Origin of the sequence: Nocardioides alcanivorans, from assembly GCF_021555175.1 — a bacterium.
GTDB lineage: Bacteria > Actinomycetota > Actinomycetes > Propionibacteriales > Nocardioidaceae > Nocardioides > Nocardioides alcanivorans.
In genome coordinates this window covers 1-15,308 of the sequence record NZ_JAKGRW010000050.1, presented here as the reverse complement: position 1 = coordinate 15,308, position 15,308 = coordinate 1, and the positions used below count along the sequence as shown (strand labels likewise).

Here is a 15,308-nt window from a genome sequence, read left to right as displayed (position 1 = left end):
TGATGTTGCACAACGAACGAGCGGTGCTTGATCCGCCACAGGCCCTGCCCAGTGCCGAGCGTGGGCAGCAGAGATTGCTCGGTGCGGGTGAGCCCCAGGGCGGATGCGGTGCTGCCGAGTTGGTCGGATTCTTGGCGGTACACCACGCGTGTCTCGGCGTTCGCCAGCAGCGAGGACGCCAAGGCTCGCATAGCGGAGCCGGAGTCGCCGACGTTCTCGAGGTCGGACAGTTTGTGGAACACCAGCATGTTCGCGATCCCGTAGTGCCGTGCGAGGCGCCAGTGGGCGTCCATGCGTCGCAGCAGTGCGGGATGGGACATGAGTCGCCAGGCCTCGTCGTACACGACCCAGCGTTGTCCGCCGTTCGGGTCCAGGAGCGCGGACTCCATCCACGCCGACGCGCACGTCATCAGCACCGAGACCAGGGTTGCGTTCTCGGTGACGCGCGAGAGGTCAAGGGAGATCATCGGCAGCGTCGGATCGAACCGCACGGTCGAGGGGCCATCGAACAGCCCAGCGAGGTCGCCGGCAACCAGACGGCGCAGGGCGTGGCCGGGCAGGCGTCCGTCTTCGGCCAACCTGCTGTCCGGCTTCGTGGCGGGGTCGGGCTCCAGGAGTCTGTCGACGACCAGTGGCAGCACCGGCACTTCTGCGGTGCGTACGACGTCGGCCAGCGCGATGTCGATCGCGGTGTGCTCCAACGGTGAGAGCCGCCGGTCAAGCACGGTCTCGGCCAGCGCTCCGAGTAGGTCGCGTCGACGGGCGGTGACCTGCGCGAGCCATTGAGCGTCGTCGATGCCGCCCGGGCGGTGTCCTTCGTCGAGCGGGTTCAACCTGGTGGCCATCCCGTGGCCGAGCGCGATGGCTCGACCGCCCACGGCTTCGGCGACGGCTGTGTGTTCACCTTTCGGGTCGCCGGGGATGTAGACACGACGTCCGAACGGGATCGAGCGTGTGTAGAGGCTCTTGGCCAGCGATGACTTCCCCGAGCCGACGATTCCGGCCAACACGACGTTCGGTGCGGTGATCAGCCCACGGGCGTAGAGCACCCACGGGTCGTAGACAAACGAACTGCCCGAATAGAGGTCCTGGCCGACGAAGACACCGTCGCTGCCCAGCCCGCCCTCGGCGAGAAACGGGTACGCCCCCGCAAGGGTGGCGGAGGTGTCCTGGTGGCGGGGTAGCCGCAGTCGGCCGGGTGAGCGCAACGCCGCCGGGCCTGGTTCGCCAGCCTTGGGGAGCAAGACAGTCGCCTTCCGTTCGGCGACCAGCGCATCGGCCTTGGCCTTCGCCGCCGACTTCTGCTCCGAGCGGTCCCGGGCCAGCAAGTCACGTGCCGCGAGCTTGCGGGCCTTGCGGTCGCGACGTCGTTCCCGCTTCGGAGCAACCAGGACTGCGCTGTGTAGTCGCGATCCGTCCCCGTCGATCACAGCGACACCCCGTTGGCGGTGTGCCCGCGACCAGGGGCTGCGTGGTGGCGGGGCTGGTAGACGATCGTCGCCTCGGACGCGTGTGCACTGTCGATGGACTTGCCGACACTGTTCAGCATCTCCGCGGCGCGGTGCAGGTCCCACGATGCGCGATAGGCCGCGCCGGTCTGGCGCGGGTCGATGATCGTCGCGTCCGCGCGTGCTCCATGCTCGTCATGAAACGAGCCGATTTGATGCAGGGCTTGGCTCAACGATGCGATGGCCTGCGACAAGGACCCGAGCACGCCGTAGATCTGCGTCGGGTCATCGATACGTCGGGTGGCGTGCGCGAGACCGCGCAACGCTTGCTCAGCTTCGGTGGCATCGACGGCGGGGTCTTCGAACGACGGCATGGTGTGCTCCAGAGGTGTCGGGGATGGTCACCAACGAGGTGTGTACGGCTGCCCGGGTCAGATGCTGCGGCACAGCGGCAGCGCAGCCGCGCTGAACGCTTGTGCTTGCTGTCCCCAGAGCCGTCTGGTTTCGCAGGACGCCTGGATGGCTGCTTGCTCGATGTCGGCGATGGCTCTTTCGAGTTCGTCCGGGTCGCCTGCGGTGATGGCGATGAGTCCGGTGACCCGGAGGATCCCGTGCCCGGCGGTGAGGTCGGCCTCTTGCTGCAGGACGTCGTTGTACTCGGCGCTGTGTTGCGCGTCTTCGATCTGCCCGATCCGTTGGCGTTGCGCGGCATCGGAGACGTACTCGGTCTTCTTCTTCCGAATGTCGCGGGCGGCCTGGTCGGTGCGCATGGGGGTGTAGAGCAGGGTGAAGGTGCGGCGGATCCCCGACGACAGCAGCACGGGGGCCAGGAAGCCCGGAAACACCAGTGATCTGGGCCATTCGCTGATCCACAGCACGCAGTGGTGCGCGGAGTCTGACCGCAATGACGACCAGCTTTCGGTGACCGCGACCGGGCCGGCAGTGGCGAGGTCACGGCCGACGTCGCCGTGTCGCTCCAGGGCAGCACCGACGTCGGGGTCGTAGGCGCCGCGCAGGATCACGGCCAGATCGCCGGGTTCGAGCCAGTCCGACGGGGAGAGGTCAGCGGAGCGGAGCGCGGCCACGATGGTCGACATCTCTTGTCGCAGCACGGCAGCAGATCCGCGGTTGCCCCCTCCTGCGGCTCGGATTGCCCGGCCAGCGGTCTTGAGGTCCAGGGACAGCGAGATGGTGGAGGCGTGCCGTTCGCCGGCGGGTCCGGCGCGGTCGATGAGTTCGCCGTACGTCGTCGCGGCAAACGAGTCGTCCCCGGTGCCGTGCTGGTGCCACCACTCGGCCAGTCCCTTCCCGGAGTCGGGCAGGGTCCGCTCCATGATCTGCAGCGATGCGATGCGTCCGGAGCGGCATGCGGTGGCCAGGACTCGTCCCCAACCGGTGACGCGGCGTTGTTGTTCGAGGGGTCGAGCAGGATGAATGCCGGGTGCGCGACCGCGACGATCGCGGTCAGAGTGTTGCGGTGCGGGTCGTGCACCATCACAGCGCCGGTCTCGGGGTCGAGCCATTGCCGCAAGGGGCGGCATCACCGGGCAATGCAAGGGTGCCGACAGGTCGCGGGGCAACGACGCGTCGCCGGTAGATGAGTTGTCCGCCGGTGGATCGCCACAACCAGACGGCGGCGATGGGAAGCCACTGGATGAGCTTGTGGCCACCGACTCCGACAAACGCGAGTGCGGCGCAGAAGAGAATGACGGGGAAGGCGACGATCAGGCTAGCCCCGCCGCCGACGTACAGCGAGAACACGAGCATCACGGCGCCTATCCCCATGACGACGAGTTGGGAGGCGGCCAGTCCGAACAGGACACCTCGCCGGGTGAGGCGGGAGAACTTCACCGGCTGGAGTTCGTAGTCACCGGGCTTCGAGGAGGTAGCGGCGTTCATGACTTGCCTCCAGAACGGTTGGATCCACGATTCGACATCGGAGGAGTGGGATCTGCGGTGTGGCCCGGAACAGTCCCGGAAGCGCCGGTCGGAGCAGCGGCCTGATCGGCCTGGCCAGAGGCTTGGCTGGAGACGAAGTTGCCCAACTTGGGTCCGGCGCTCGCGGCTTCCTTGGCGACCACAGCACCTGCTGCGACCGCGCCACCCGCGGCAGCACCGCCCCCACCAGATCCCGCGCCACCTGAACTTCCCGCGTTGGGTGCGGCAGTCGGGGCCGGGGCACCACCCGAACCACCAGTTCCACCACCACCGTTGCCCCCGCCGAGGATCTTCGGCACAGTGCCGCCGGCTCCGCCGCCTGAGGGAATCGGGAGCGGTCGGTTCATGGCGGACTTGGCTTCCTGTTCGGCTGACATCGCGTGGTACATGTCGAAGCCCATGAAGCTGATCGCCTTGTAGGTCATGTACGGCGCGAACCCGGCCATCAGCATTAGCACCACACCCGCGATCGGCTCGCTCACCGATTGCAGATCAGCATCGATCGGTGCCGACACTTGAGCGGTCGCGAGCAGGAAAATCACCACGAGCACGAGCTTGGACAAGATCAGCGCGATCACGAACGTCGCCCACTTCCCGATCCAGCCGCGGGTCTGGTCCCACGAAGCACCGGCCAGGGCAATCGGGGCGAAGACGATGGCAACCAGCAGAAGGGCCTTGCGGACCAGCAGGCTGATCCACACGATCACGGCTGCGCTGATCGCCATCCCGGCGAGGAAGATCGTCAGAATCGCTGCGGCCCCCGGTGCTTTGAGGCTGAGTCCGCCGATGCCGACAGCCAAGAGCGCGATGCGGTCGCCCATCTCGTCCATGTTGGTGCCGGCGGCGTTGACTATCCCGATGGTGAGTTGGTCGGTGATCTCCAGAGCCAGCGCGAGGAGTGTGATGGCGACGAAGGACCCGAGGACCGATTTGGCCAAGCCAGTCAGGGCTCTGGTCAGTGCGGCGGGTTCTCGTCGGATCATGCCGCCGATGACCTGGAGCATGAAGAAGCCGAGCATCACGAACACCGCGACCCCGAACAGGATGTTGTAGACCTTCATGTATTCGTCGCTGGTGATGTCGACCGAGGTGGTGGAGTCGAAGACGGACCAGACCGACTCAAACATCCACTCAGCTGCGTTGCCCATACCCTCGGCGAGCCAGTCGAACGGCGCGGTCACCAGACTCGCGGCCGCATCACCGGCCTTGTCGCACACGGTGGAGACCACCGGTAGATCGCAGACGCCCATCGCCGTTGCTCCCGTCGCTTGCTGAAGTTCAGACCGCTTGGCCGACGTTCCAGAAGAAGTTGACCAACGCGACAGATGCGCCGGTCACGATCGCGGCGCCGAGGGCGATGACGACGCCCAACTTGCCGCGGCCGGCCAGGTGGGGGTTGGACGAGTTCGAGCCCATCGCCCACACGACGGCCGAGATGATCAACGCGAGGACGGCCAGGATCAGGCCGACGGTCATTGAGGCGCCGACGATCTTTCGGAGCTGTCCGATGCCGGGCAGTCCGTTGGAGTTCGGGTCGATGGTGATGTCCATCGGCAGAACCTGAACAAGAGCGGGAAGTAGATCAAGGTGAATCACGATTCCTCCTGAAGTCGCTGGGTGTACCTGTTCGAGAGGTGCGCACACGCGCGCAGGTCAGAGCACGGCGCCGACGTCGAGGAGCCAGTTCGCCCAGGCGAGAGCCCCACCAGTGAGGGCTGCTCCGCCGAGGGCGACAAAGACTCCGGCTTTCGCTTTCGAGGCGGACTGCCAGCTGCCGTTTGACGATGCGATGGCCCAGGCCGCGGCAGAGACGATCAGCATCAGGCACGCGAAGAGGAGGCCGTAGGTCAGCAGTGCGCCAATGACCTCACGCATGTCGCGGGCGCCACCAACAGCGCCGAAGTCAGGGCCGACAGCCCGCGCCATCACATCAATTGTTGTCATGCTCGGTAGGTGCGGCGAGGGTGTCGGTCAGTTGATTGGCGCCGGAGGCAAGCCTGGAGCCAATAGGTCAGTAGATGCTGTATGGTCATCGCATGCTGACTATTGCTTCCCGTGTTGATGTGATGAATCGGTTGGGCCGGGCGATGGCTGATCCGACGAGGTCGCGGATCTTGTTGTCGTTGCTGGGCTCGCCGGGGTATCCGGCGAAGTTGGCGCGGGAGTTGGAGTTGACGCGGACGAACGTGTCGAACCATCTGACGTGTCTGCGGGGATGCGGGATCGTGGTTTCCGAGCCCGAGGGGCGGCAGACTCGGTATGAGATCGCTGATCCGCATCTGAGCGCTGCACTGACAGCGCTTGTCGATGTCACGTTGGCAGTGGATGAGAACGTGCCGTGTATGGACCCGGGCTGCACCGTGCTTGGTTGCTGCGAGGCTGAGGTTCCGTCATCGGAGGACGTCTCGTGAGCGCGGCGTGCGGGTGTGACGAGCCGTCCACTCCCGCAGTGGATGGGGCTGAAGATCCGGCGAGTCCGTGGTGGCGGGACCGGGGCCTGCTGATCCCGATCTTCTCGGGTATCGCGTTCGTCGTGGGGCTGGCTCTGGAGTGGTCATCGCTGGAGGCAGCGGCATCGTTGATGTTCTGGCTCGGCCTGTTGTTGGGTGCGTACACGTTCGTACCCGGCGCGATCCGAAACCTGGTCAAGCGCAAACTCGGGATCGCTCTGCTGATGACGATCAGCGCAGTGGGCGCAGTTCTTCTCGGCTACGTCGAGGAGGCTGCCGCGTTGGCGTTCTTGTACTCGATCGCGGAAGCGTTGGAAGACAAGGCGATGGACCGTGCCCGCGGTGGCCTGCGGGCTTTGCTGAAACTGGTGCCCGAGACCGCGACCGTAGTCCGCGACGGCAGCATGGTCGAGGTGCCGGTGAGAGAGATCCTGGTCGGGCAAGTGATGGTGGTCGGACCCGGGGAACGGGTAGCGACCGACGGAGTCGTCCGCGCGGGGCGGTCGAGCCTGGACACGTCGGCGATCACAGGCGAGTCGATCCCAGTTGAGGTCGAACCCGGCGATGAGATCTCGGCAGGCGCGATCAATACCGCCGGCGTGCTGGAGGTCGAAACGACCGCAGCTGGCACGGACAACTCACTGACCACGATCGTGGAACTGGTGGAGCAGGCCCAGACCGAGAAGGGCGACCGGGCGCGCGTTGCCGACAGAATCGCCCGCCCGCTCGTGCCAGGGGTCATGATCCTCGCGGTCCTCGTCGGCGCGATCGGATCGCTGTTCGGCGACCCAGAACTCTGGATCACCCGCGCGCTGGTCGTGCTTGTCGCGGCCAGCCCCTGTGCGCTAGCAATCGCCGTGCCCGTCACAGTCATCTCCGCGATCGGCGCGGCGAGCAAGTTCGGCGTGATCATCAAGAGTGGCGCCGCGTTCGAGCGACTCGGCGGCATCCGACACCTCGCGGTGGACAAGACCGGAACCCTCACCCGCAACCAGCCGACCGTGACCACGGTCATCCCCACTGCGAGGCACGAGCGAGGACACGTTGCTCGCGTACGCGGCTGCCGTCGAACGGCACAGCACCCACCCTCTCGCGACGGCCATCACCACCGCTGCCGACGCGGTGCTGATGGCACAAGATGTGTCCGAGGAAGCCGGGCACGGTATCTCCGGGATCGTCGACGGACACCGAGTAACGGTGGGCAGCCCCCGCTGGATCGACCCAGGACCGCTCGCTGCCAGAGTGCAGAGCCTGGAGGCCGATGGACAGACCTGCGTGCTGGTCACCATCGACGGCCTGGTCGCCGGTGTCATCGGAGTCCGCGACGAACTACGTCCTGAGGTCCCCGAGGTCATCAGCGACATTGAACCGTCAGGGTGTCGAGGTGAGCATGCTCACCGGCGACAACGTCCGCACAGCACGTGCGCTGGCACAGATCGCCGGCATCGATGACGTGCACGCCGAACTCCGACCGGAGGACAAGGCACGCATCGTGAAGGAACTCGCCAACGCGAGGCCAACTGCGATGATCGGCGACGGCATCAACGACGCCCCGGCCCTGGCCGGCGCCACGGTCGGCATCGCGATGGGTGCGACGGGCTCCGATGCGGCCATCGAGTCCGCCGACGTCGCGTTCACCGGCCACGACCTGACCCTGATCCCGGCGGCGCTGCAGCATGCACGTCGTGGTCGGGCGATCATCAACCAGAACATCGTGCTGTCACTGGCGATCATCACCGTGCTACTGCCGTTGGCGATCACCGGAGTTCTCGGGCTGGCCGCGGTCGTGCTGGTCCACGAGGTCGCCGAGGTCGTCGTGATCGCCAACGGTTTGCGCGCCGCTCGATCCCAACGAAAGGCGACGTCGCAGACCGCCAGTTCTGCGCACCACGTGCCAGTCGCAGCCTGATCGACGTTGATGGACCACCGACCCTCGAAAGTACAAACCTGTGAGCAAGAGCCTGAAACTGTCCATGGCGATGATCGTTGCCGCCGCCGCGGTCCTGGTGATCGCGTTGGTCGCCACCAACAGCGGGGACCCCGAGGCCGAGCCCACGGCTCGGTGACTCCAGCCAGACCTCCGACCTGCTGGTCCGCGACGACAGTCCGCGCCTCTCCACCGGTACCGAGGCGGTGTTCGTGGAGTTCCTCGACTTCGAATGCGAGGGATGCCTCGCGGCGTATCCGTTGATCGAGGATCTTCGGGACCGCTACGGGAATCGGGTCACCTTCGTGGTGCGTCACATGCCCCTGCACGGCAACTCGGGAGCTGCGGCCCTGGCAGCCGAAGCCGCCGCCGAGCAGGATGAGTTCGAGGCCATGTACCAGCGACTGTTCGAGACCGCCGAGCAGTGGGGACACCAGGAGGCCTCGCAGGAGGACACCTTCTTCGACTACGCCCGAAGAACTCGGACTCGACATGGACCGCTTCGAGGCCGCCTACAACGATCCCGCCACCCTCGCGCGCATCGAGCAGAGGCATCAAGACGGCCAGAGCCCTCGGAGTGCAAGGGACACCGGCGTTCTTCCTCAACGGCCAACTCCTCGAGCCCACCAGCTTCGCCGACCTAGAGGCCGCGTTCGATGCCGCCCTCGAATGAAGACCACGCCCGAAGACCTTCTCGCCGGCAAGGTTCAGCCACGGCCAGGATCGGGACGTGGATTTGGGGCGCTGCTTCTCGGCGCTGGGCTTCTCGGCCTGGCAGCCGCGGTTGTGCTGCTGGTGGAGAAGATCGCCCTCATCGAAAACCCCGACCACATCCCCACCTGCTCGATCAACCCCACCCTGTCCTGCGGCTCGGTGATGGCCACCCCGCAGGCCGAAGCGTTCGGCGTCCCCAACCCGATCCTCGGGGTCGCCGGCTTCACCGCCATCGCGATGGTCGGCGCCGCGGTGCTGGCCGGAGCAGAGTTCCGGCCGTGGTTCTGGCTCGGTGTCCAAGCCGGAGCGACCTTCGGGGTGTTGTTCGTGCATTGGCTGATCTACCAGAGCCTGTACGTCATCGGTGCGCTTTGCCCGTACTGCATGATCGTTTGGGCAGTCACCATTCCGATTTTCCTGCACACCACCTTCTACGTGCTCCAGCGCCTCCGCGGCCCGAGGCCCACCGGCCTCAGGGGCTCGGCCGGAGTGGTCACCGAGTACCGCGCCGCGGTGCTCACCGCTTGGTATCTGGCCGTCTTCGCATTGATTGCCCACCGCTTCTGGGACTACTGGATCACCCTCATCTGATCGAACATTGCCGACGTCGCACGTGCGACGATGTGGATTTCCCATGACCTGACGGGGCTAGTTAACCGGCGCTAGCCGAGAGACAGCATCATCGTGATCGCCGCACACGCCTGAGGTGCCACGCTCGCCTGCACGCCGCGTCGATGCTCATCGGGCTGTTGGCCGAAGACGTGCCCGCGATCCTCGTCGTAGCGCTGCTGCTCACCACAGCTCTCGGCACGCTGGTCGTGTCGTAACACCGGTGGTTGGGTCTTGTCGGGCGAGCCCAGTCGTGGTCAGTCGCCGAGCTCCACGGCGAGAGTTTCGCGCAGCTCGGCGAAGTGCCGCTCCGCACCTGCCTTTTGATAGCTCGACGTGTCGGCCATGGTGTAGCCGTGTGCCGCGTCGGGATAGACCGCGCTCCGGTGCGGTACGCCGGCCACAGCCAGCGCTTCGTCGAAGGCGGCGATCTGCTCCGGTGTGTTGGACGGGTCTGCATCGGCGTGACCGGCCAGCACCCGCGCCTTCACTTGTGGAACCACCAGGTGCGGGCTGTCGGGCCCGTCGATGACGATGCCGCCGGTGTGGAACATTCCCACCACGGCCACGTCGTCGGGCCGGTGCGCGGCCGTGCGGAGAGCCAGCCGTCCACCGAAGCAGTAGCCGGTGGTCGCGATCGGCCCGTCGCTGACCCCGTCGACGCTGCGGAGCACGGAGAGCCACACATCCGCGTCGGCATCGATCACGTCCGGGGTCATGGACCCGACCCGGTCCATCACCCCGGTGGCAAAGAATGCCTCCCGGTCCTCCGGCACAGTGAGGTCCCCCTTCGGGGCAAGGTCGGTCGCAGTGCCATTACGCCAGAAGACGTTGGGCGCCAGCACGACGTACCCCCAGTTGGCGATCCGGTCGGCCATCTGCGCGATCTGCGGACGAAGTCCGATGGCGTCCATGTAGAACAGGACGCCGGGGCCCTGGTCACCGGCGAGGTAGGCCCCGGCCTCGTCACCATCCGGCATTGCGCAGAAGAGTTGTTCAGCCATGGAGTCCAATGTAGTGACGTTCCACCGGCTCCGACTGTGATGCCGCCGTTCAGGTGTCCTGTCGGACCATCGCCACACATCCCGACTGGCTTCGTGCTGATGGCTTCGTCTGTGTTCGGCGAGCGATAGCGTGTCGCCGGGAGGGTCGACACTCACCGGGTAGATCATGAGGGAGGCACAGAGATGGCGAGCAAGCAGGAGCACCTGTTGAATCTGGTCCGGCGGGTGCCGATTTTTTCGGGCCTCCCGGTGTCGGCACAGCGCCAGATCGCATCCACAGCGGTGACCCGCCCCTACCAACGCGACGAACGCATCTACGGGCCAGGAGATCGCACCGGACTCTTTGTGGTGCACAGCGGGCTGGTCAAGGTCCATCGCCTCACCGAATCTGGCAGCGATCAGCTCATCCGGTTGATGTCACCGGGCGACTTCCTCGGCGAGACCGCACTGCTCGCCGGCACCGCCACCGACCACTTCGCCGTGGCGTTGCAGCCGAGCGAGCTCTGCATGATCGATCGAGATCGCTTCACCCGGTTGCTGGGAGAGCATCCTTCGATCGCAGTCCAGATGCTGCAGACGGTGTCCACCCGACTCGTCACGACCGAGCAAATGCTCTCGTCACTCGGTGGCCATTCGGTCAGGCACCGCCTCGCGCAGCAGTTGTTGCTCCTGATGGACGAGGCCGGCAGTACCTCGTTCCGGTTGCCCACCACGAAGAAGGAACTGGCGGCGTACCTGGGCACGTCGCCGGAGACGCTGAGCCGGCGTCTCACCGCACTCCAGGATGCCGGAGTCATCCGGCTCGGAGCAGGCGGCCTGGTCGAGGTCGTCGACCGGAAGGCGCTGGAGCAGGCCACCGCTGGCTAACGACGACGCCTCGTACCGCCTCCACCGGGAGGTAGGGCTGCTCCCAGGATCGACTGTCGCTCGAGCGCCCACGGTTGTCACCCAGCAGCAGCAGGTGGCCGCGGGGTACGTCGAAGCTCACGGACGTTCCACCCGGATGGACGACGTACGGCTCGGGCACCTGGTCGCCGTCCACCTGGACCCCGGCTGCGCTGACCTCCACATGCTCCCCGCCGAGCCCCAGCACCCGTTTGACCACGGCCCGGTCGAGCTCAGTCGAGTCGACCACCACGACATCGCCGCGACGGATCGACTGCGACGCGCGGCGGCGCCGGGTCAGCAGGAGCTGACCCGGCGCCAGAGACGGAGCCATGGACCAGGACTCGACCCGGGTCACGAAGCCCAGGGATCGCAGCGAGAGTCCGATGACTCCGGCCAGAAGAGTGGCGGCTACGAGGGCAAGGACCTGGTCCATGGCGGTTCAGTGTCCGTGCCCAGAGACGGCGTGAGCCGCGTGGTCATGAGCGTGGTCATGGTCGTGGCCTTCCGCAAACTTGAAGAAGTTCACGTATGCCTCGACGTAGTGACGGGCTGCGTCGACGTCAGTCGGGTTGTAACCCCGTCGTTCCAGCACCACTGCGAACCGGCGCTCCAACTCCGCCCAGCGGTCTTGCTCGATGACGCCGACCAGGGGCTCCAGGTCTCCCTGTGCGACGGCGAGGTCGGCGGCCGCCACCTTCTCGTCGACGGGCACCCCCTTCGGGCGGAGTCCGGTGTAGCTCGCACCTTCGCCGGCCCGGTGGATCCGCACCAGGTTTTCCAGAAACCAGCTGTCAGCGACCTGCTGGGGTGCCTGCCCGAGTCCACGGACGGCGAGCGCGCGGTCGAAGATCTCCTTCAGTTCCGCCTCCCCGTCGGGCATGACCCACTTCATCGCGTGGGCCAGCTCGCCGGTCTCCAGTGCCAACTCTCCGTCCTTGGCCGTGGGTCCGTCCATCGTGTCGCAGTGGGCGCTGGCTGTTTGTGGGCGAAGGGCCACCATCAGCAGGGTCGCGGCGAAGACCGCGACCACAATGAGTTCGAACATGTCGTTCCTCCTTGGGTTGTGTGAATCAGGGTCGAGGCGACTCAGGATCGAGTCAGATCTGGGTGCCGACGAGCAGGCCGATGGCGTAGGTGATCGCCATGGCGGCGATTCCGCCGCCAACCGTGCGCACCATCGCGCGGGTCTTCGCTGCGCCGCCGAGGTGCGCGGAAATGGCTCCGGTGCCTGCGAGGGCGATCACCACGGCAGCTGCCGTGATCGGCACCGCGGAGGCTCGTGGCGTCAGCAGGATCGCGAGCAGCGGGACCAAGCCACCGACGACGAAGGCGATCATCGAGGCCCACGCCGCATGCCAGGGGCTGACCAGCTCATCCGGGTCGATCCCGAGCTCGAGCCGGGCGTGTGCACCGAGCGCATCGTGGTGCGTCAATTGTTGGGCGACCTTTCGAGCCAAGCGGGGTTCGATGCCGCCGCGTTCGATCAGTCGGCTGAGCTGTTCGAGCTCCCCTTCCGGGTCAGCCAACAACTCGGCCTGCTCGTTGCTGAGTTCGGCGGCCTGTGAGTCACGCTGGCTGGCAACCGAGACGTATTCGCCGACCGCCATCGACATCGCGCCCGCGGACAGGGCCGCGATTCCTGCGGCCATCAACGCATTGCTGCTCACCGCGGCACCGGCCACGCCGACCACCAGCCCGGCGGTCGAGACGATCCCGTCGTTGGCGCCCATCACTCCAGCTCGCAGCCAGTTCAGTCGCGTTGCAATCCGGATGCTCTGGTCCTCCTCGAGGAAGTCCGGAGTGGAAGCCTGGTTGGCCATCACGATCACTTCTTTCCAGCGGGGGCCGCCGATCAGATGCACTGTGTACTGTCCTTGTGATCACAGAATGTCACCGAACCACTGGGCCGACCTTGACGCAGGTCAAGACGTGATGGCTCTCACGATCGCCGGGCCGGGAGGTCACTTGGCAGGATCACCACACCGAGCAGAAGGTCTACGACCACTGGGGCGCGCTGGACGAACGCGTAGAAGTCTGTTGCGGACTCAGATGGACCGAGTTGGCCGCCGATCAACGTCCAGCCCAGCAAGTCGCAGCGTACTTGGGCGCTCAGGTTCGGAGATCCCGTTCGTCCCTCGATGCTGAGGTCGGGTTGTTGTGACGTCTGGTCACCTCGAGCCACGGGGCGATTTACTAATTGCTAGTTATTTGCGACGGTGAAGTGCAGGTGGTCGTAGTGCCCGCCGGTGATCGCGGCGGGGTCGTGCATGCCGCCTCCGTCGTAGATACGCCAGCCTTCGGCGGATCGGGCGACGGACCAGATCTTCCCTTGCCAGATGAGGTATTCGACGCCGAGTTCTTTCGCGTTGGTCTTCATCCAGTTGGTGACCTTCCAGCCCAGGTCGAGGGCGGAGCCCGGTGGCCTTGGTGCCGATGGAGTTGCCGAACGTTCCGTCGCAGGCGCGGCCGAGGGAGTGCTCGGACGGTTGGCCGGGACGAGGGGAGTAGCAGGACCAGGACGTGCTGGAGAACTGTTGACGGACCTGGGCGAGCACAGCGGCGGTGCGTTCGGTGATCTTCCCGTCGGTGGTGGGGTCATCGACCATGCCGTTGGGGTTCGTCCCGTCGTACGGCGTCGCACCACCTTCGGGGCCGCAGCCACCGGTCTTGCTGGGTGATCCCTTTGCCAGGTCGACGGCTCCTTGCGCTGCGAGCCATGGCGCGGGATCGACCGGTGCCCCGCTCGCGCTGACGGGGCGTAGCTCGAAGTGCAGGTGCGGTCCGGTGGCGTAACCGGTGGCGCCGACCGAGGCGATCTGCTGCCCAGCGGTGACCCGGTCGCCGGCCTTGACCATGATGCTTGCCGCAGTCATGTGGGCGTAACCCGTGTCCATGCGCTGACCAGCGACCGTGTGCTCGATGAGGATCAGGTTCCCGTAGCCTGCCGACGGTCCCGCCGAAGCGACACGTCCGTCCGCCGCAGCCAGGATCGGTGTCCCTGACGGGGCGGCGAAGTCGGTGCCGCTGTGCAGTTTGTAGACACCGGTGATGGGGTGTCGTCGCATCCCGAACGCGCTGGTTTGGATCCACGTGCCTTTCGGCAGAGGGAACACAACACGCGAGGACTCCCCAACCGGGAGAGCGGTAGTCGTGTCATCGTCGGAGAAGAACGTGAAGTTCACCGACGTTGCCGGCAGACAGGACGCTTCTGCGGCGGGATTCAGGATCGCCGTCAGCGACAGGAGGACGGCGGCCGGGCCGAGGAACAGCATGACCAGCCCGCCGATGATGACCTTCGACATCAATGGACTCGCCTACTCCAGGGGCTCGTTGAGCAGCGACAGTCGCAGGAGGCGGCACGCGTCGTACGTCGGCGCACAGACGATGAAGACGGTGAAGGTCACGTCGTGGCGGCTGGCGACAGGTTTGTCGTCCCAGATGCCGTCGCGGTGACGGACGCCGGTGATCGTGTACGCCGTAGTGCCCGGAGCAAGCGTTGCGCTGCCCTGCTCCAACGCGGTCGCCCACTTGGTCGGCACCTCGACAGACCCGATCTCGATCCACTGACGGGTTTCGTACTCACGCAGGTCGATCCAGGTGGTCTCCGGGGGAGGTAGGCGTCGACGTCGCTGATCAGCCCAGGTGATTCCTCGCCGGTCGGGTCGGCGATCGTCGCGATGCGTTCGAGGTACGCCGTCCGTGGCGCCAAAGCGGTGGTGTCCCAGTCGAAGATCGCGTGTGCGACGACCTCGGCGAACTCCGCTGGGTCAGCGATCGGTGGGAGCCCGGGGAGAGTGCCGTCGTCCCGTGCGGCCGATGGATCGGCCGGCAGCTCAGTCCCGGCGGACGTCGTCGGGTCAGCGGGCGGGGAGCAGCAGTCTGGTTGTGGGTGAGCAGCACGTAGGTGACCGCTGCAGTCAGCAGCAGCGCGCCGGTGACGGCTGCCACGATCAACCGGCGCCGACGCAGGTCCGGGTCGTAGGTGGAGGAACCCAGCATGGCCAGCCACCCCTTCACGCGCTCGCCACGGCGTCACCCGGACGGTGTTCGCGTACGGCCCGCGCAGCGGCGACGAACTCCACGGAGGCAGTGAGAGTTTGCTCGAAGGCCGACCATTGGGCATCGGTCAGTTCCTGTCCGACCTCGACCGGGTCGTAACGGTCGGTCCAGCCCTCCAGGTCTTCCCACAGGAGGACGAAGGAGTGAACCGAACGCCGTGCTGCCTCGGCTGCGGCCTCACGCTTGCGTCGGTTCGCGGCTATACGCGCGGCGCGGTCGGCCTTCGCTTGGAGTAGGGCTCTTGCTGCGAGTTCCTCCAGGTCGTCGGCCG

At 66.2% G+C, this 15,308-nt stretch carries 19 protein-coding genes and 3 pseudogenes; 7 read left to right on the top strand and 15 right to left on the bottom strand.

Annotation, left to right across the window (positions count from 1 at the left end):
- The 7 genes from L1066_RS21390 to L1066_RS21360 form a co-directional block, all read right to left on the bottom strand.
- On the bottom strand, positions 1-1,430 hold a 1,430-nt coding region (locus L1066_RS21390), incomplete at its 3' end, for a putative type IV secretion/conjugal transfer ATPase (protein WP_376707716.1).
- Positions 1,427-1,822 (bottom strand): hypothetical protein, encoded by a 396-nt coding sequence (locus L1066_RS21385; RefSeq protein WP_235737729.1) that lies wholly within the window; start codon positions 1,820-1,822, stop codon positions 1,427-1,429. The genes L1066_RS21385 and L1066_RS21390, both read right to left, overlap by 4 nt.
- 57 nt (positions 1,823-1,879) lie before the next feature.
- Complete coding sequence (locus L1066_RS27125) at positions 1,880-2,971, bottom strand: SCO6880 family protein (RefSeq protein WP_446499926.1); 1,092 nt, start codon at positions 2,969-2,971, stop codon at positions 1,880-1,882.
- Positions 2,943-3,347 (bottom strand): SCO6880 family protein, encoded by a 405-nt coding sequence (locus tag L1066_RS29240; protein WP_235738423.1) that lies wholly within the window; start codon positions 3,345-3,347, stop codon positions 2,943-2,945. The genes L1066_RS27125 and L1066_RS29240 overlap by 29 nt, the downstream gene beginning before the upstream one ends.
- On the bottom strand, positions 3,344-4,615 hold the full coding sequence (locus L1066_RS21370; RefSeq protein ID WP_235737731.1) for a TrbL/VirB6 family protein: 1,272 nt from the start codon (positions 4,613-4,615) through the stop codon (positions 3,344-3,346). The genes L1066_RS29240 and L1066_RS21370 overlap by 4 nt, the downstream gene beginning before the upstream one ends.
- Positions 4,616-4,664: 49 nt before the next feature.
- A complete protein-coding gene (locus L1066_RS21365) occupies positions 4,665-4,937 on the bottom strand; it encodes a DUF6112 family protein (RefSeq protein ID WP_067430786.1) in 273 nt (90 codons plus the stop codon).
- Positions 4,938-5,039: 102 nt separating this feature from the next.
- Positions 5,040-5,330 carry a DUF6112 family protein gene (locus L1066_RS21360; RefSeq protein ID WP_235737732.1) on the bottom strand — a complete coding sequence of 97 codons (291 nt, stop codon included), beginning with the start codon at positions 5,328-5,330 and terminating at the stop codon, positions 5,040-5,042.
- Positions 5,331-5,422: 92 nt separating this feature from the next.
- Here L1066_RS21360 and cmtR point away from each other — a divergent pair, with 92 nt between their 5' ends.
- The 6 genes and pseudogenes from cmtR (at position 5,423) to L1066_RS21335 (ending at position 9,068) form a co-directional block, all read left to right on the top strand.
- Positions 5,423-5,797 carry a Cd(II)/Pb(II)-sensing metalloregulatory transcriptional regulator CmtR gene (cmtR, locus tag L1066_RS21355; RefSeq protein ID WP_235737733.1) on the top strand — a complete coding sequence of 125 codons (375 nt, stop codon included), beginning with the start codon at positions 5,423-5,425 and terminating at the stop codon, positions 5,795-5,797.
- A gap of 170 nt (positions 5,798-5,967) precedes the next feature.
- Positions 5,968-6,825 (top strand): annotated as a pseudogene (locus L1066_RS29235) (heavy metal translocating P-type ATPase); the annotation flags it as partial.
- 55 nt (positions 6,826-6,880) lie between these two features.
- Positions 6,881-7,288: an HAD family hydrolase gene (locus tag L1066_RS29230; RefSeq protein ID WP_235738427.1), complete on the top strand. Its 408-nt coding sequence runs from the start codon at positions 6,881-6,883 to the stop codon at positions 7,286-7,288.
- On the top strand, positions 7,227-7,745 hold the full coding sequence (locus L1066_RS29225; protein WP_235738426.1) for an HAD-IC family P-type ATPase: 519 nt from the start codon (positions 7,227-7,229) through the stop codon (positions 7,743-7,745). The genes L1066_RS29230 and L1066_RS29225 overlap by 62 nt, the downstream gene beginning before the upstream one ends.
- Positions 7,746-7,969: 224 nt before the next feature.
- Positions 7,970-8,407 carry a DsbA family protein gene (locus L1066_RS28955; protein ID WP_376707715.1) on the top strand — a complete coding sequence of 146 codons (438 nt, stop codon included), beginning with the start codon at positions 7,970-7,972 and terminating at the stop codon, positions 8,405-8,407.
- Between the two features lie 25 nt (positions 8,408-8,432).
- Entirely contained in the window at positions 8,433-9,068 is a 636-nt protein-coding gene (locus L1066_RS21335) for a vitamin K epoxide reductase family protein (protein WP_235738422.1), read from the top strand.
- A gap of 275 nt (positions 9,069-9,343) precedes the next feature.
- On the opposite strand, the gene L1066_RS21330 is transcribed toward L1066_RS21335, so the two are convergent.
- The gene (locus L1066_RS21330) at positions 9,344-10,090 is read right to left on the bottom strand and encodes a dienelactone hydrolase family protein (protein ID WP_235736885.1); all 747 of its coding nucleotides are present in this window, start codon (positions 10,088-10,090) and stop codon (positions 9,344-9,346) included.
- A 183-nt stretch (positions 10,091-10,273) separates the two neighbouring features.
- Here L1066_RS21330 and L1066_RS21325 point away from each other — a divergent pair, with 183 nt between their 5' ends.
- Entirely contained in the window at positions 10,274-10,957 is a 684-nt protein-coding gene (locus L1066_RS21325) for a Crp/Fnr family transcriptional regulator (protein ID WP_235736884.1), read from the top strand.
- Here the strand turns inward: L1066_RS21325 and lepB are convergent.
- The 7 genes and pseudogenes from lepB to L1066_RS21295 form a co-directional block, all read right to left on the bottom strand.
- Entirely contained in the window at positions 10,884-11,411 is a 528-nt protein-coding gene (gene lepB, locus L1066_RS21320; RefSeq protein WP_235738421.1) for a signal peptidase I, read from the bottom strand. The genes L1066_RS21325 and lepB overlap by 74 nt on opposite strands.
- A 6-nt stretch (positions 11,412-11,417) precedes the next feature.
- Positions 11,418-12,023 carry a DUF6448 family protein gene (locus L1066_RS21315; protein WP_235736882.1) on the bottom strand — a complete coding sequence of 202 codons (606 nt, stop codon included), beginning with the start codon at positions 12,021-12,023 and terminating at the stop codon, positions 11,418-11,420.
- 52 nt (positions 12,024-12,075) lie between these two features.
- A complete protein-coding gene (locus L1066_RS21310) occupies positions 12,076-12,798 on the bottom strand; it encodes a VIT1/CCC1 transporter family protein (protein WP_235736881.1) in 723 nt (240 codons plus the stop codon).
- Between the two features lie 380 nt (positions 12,799-13,178).
- On the bottom strand, positions 13,179-13,355 hold the full coding sequence (locus L1066_RS29350; protein WP_235738415.1) for a VldE C-terminal domain-containing protein: 177 nt from the start codon (positions 13,353-13,355) through the stop codon (positions 13,179-13,181).
- Between the two features lie 121 nt (positions 13,356-13,476).
- A pseudogene (locus L1066_RS21305) lies at positions 13,477-14,043 on the bottom strand (M23 family metallopeptidase); the annotation flags it as partial.
- Positions 14,044-14,292: 249 nt separating this feature from the next.
- A complete protein-coding gene (locus L1066_RS21300; protein ID WP_235738413.1) occupies positions 14,293-14,517 on the bottom strand; it encodes a hypothetical protein in 225 nt (74 codons plus the stop codon).
- A gap of 474 nt (positions 14,518-14,991) precedes the next feature.
- Positions 14,992-15,308 (bottom strand): annotated as a pseudogene (locus tag L1066_RS21295) (hypothetical protein); the annotation flags it as partial.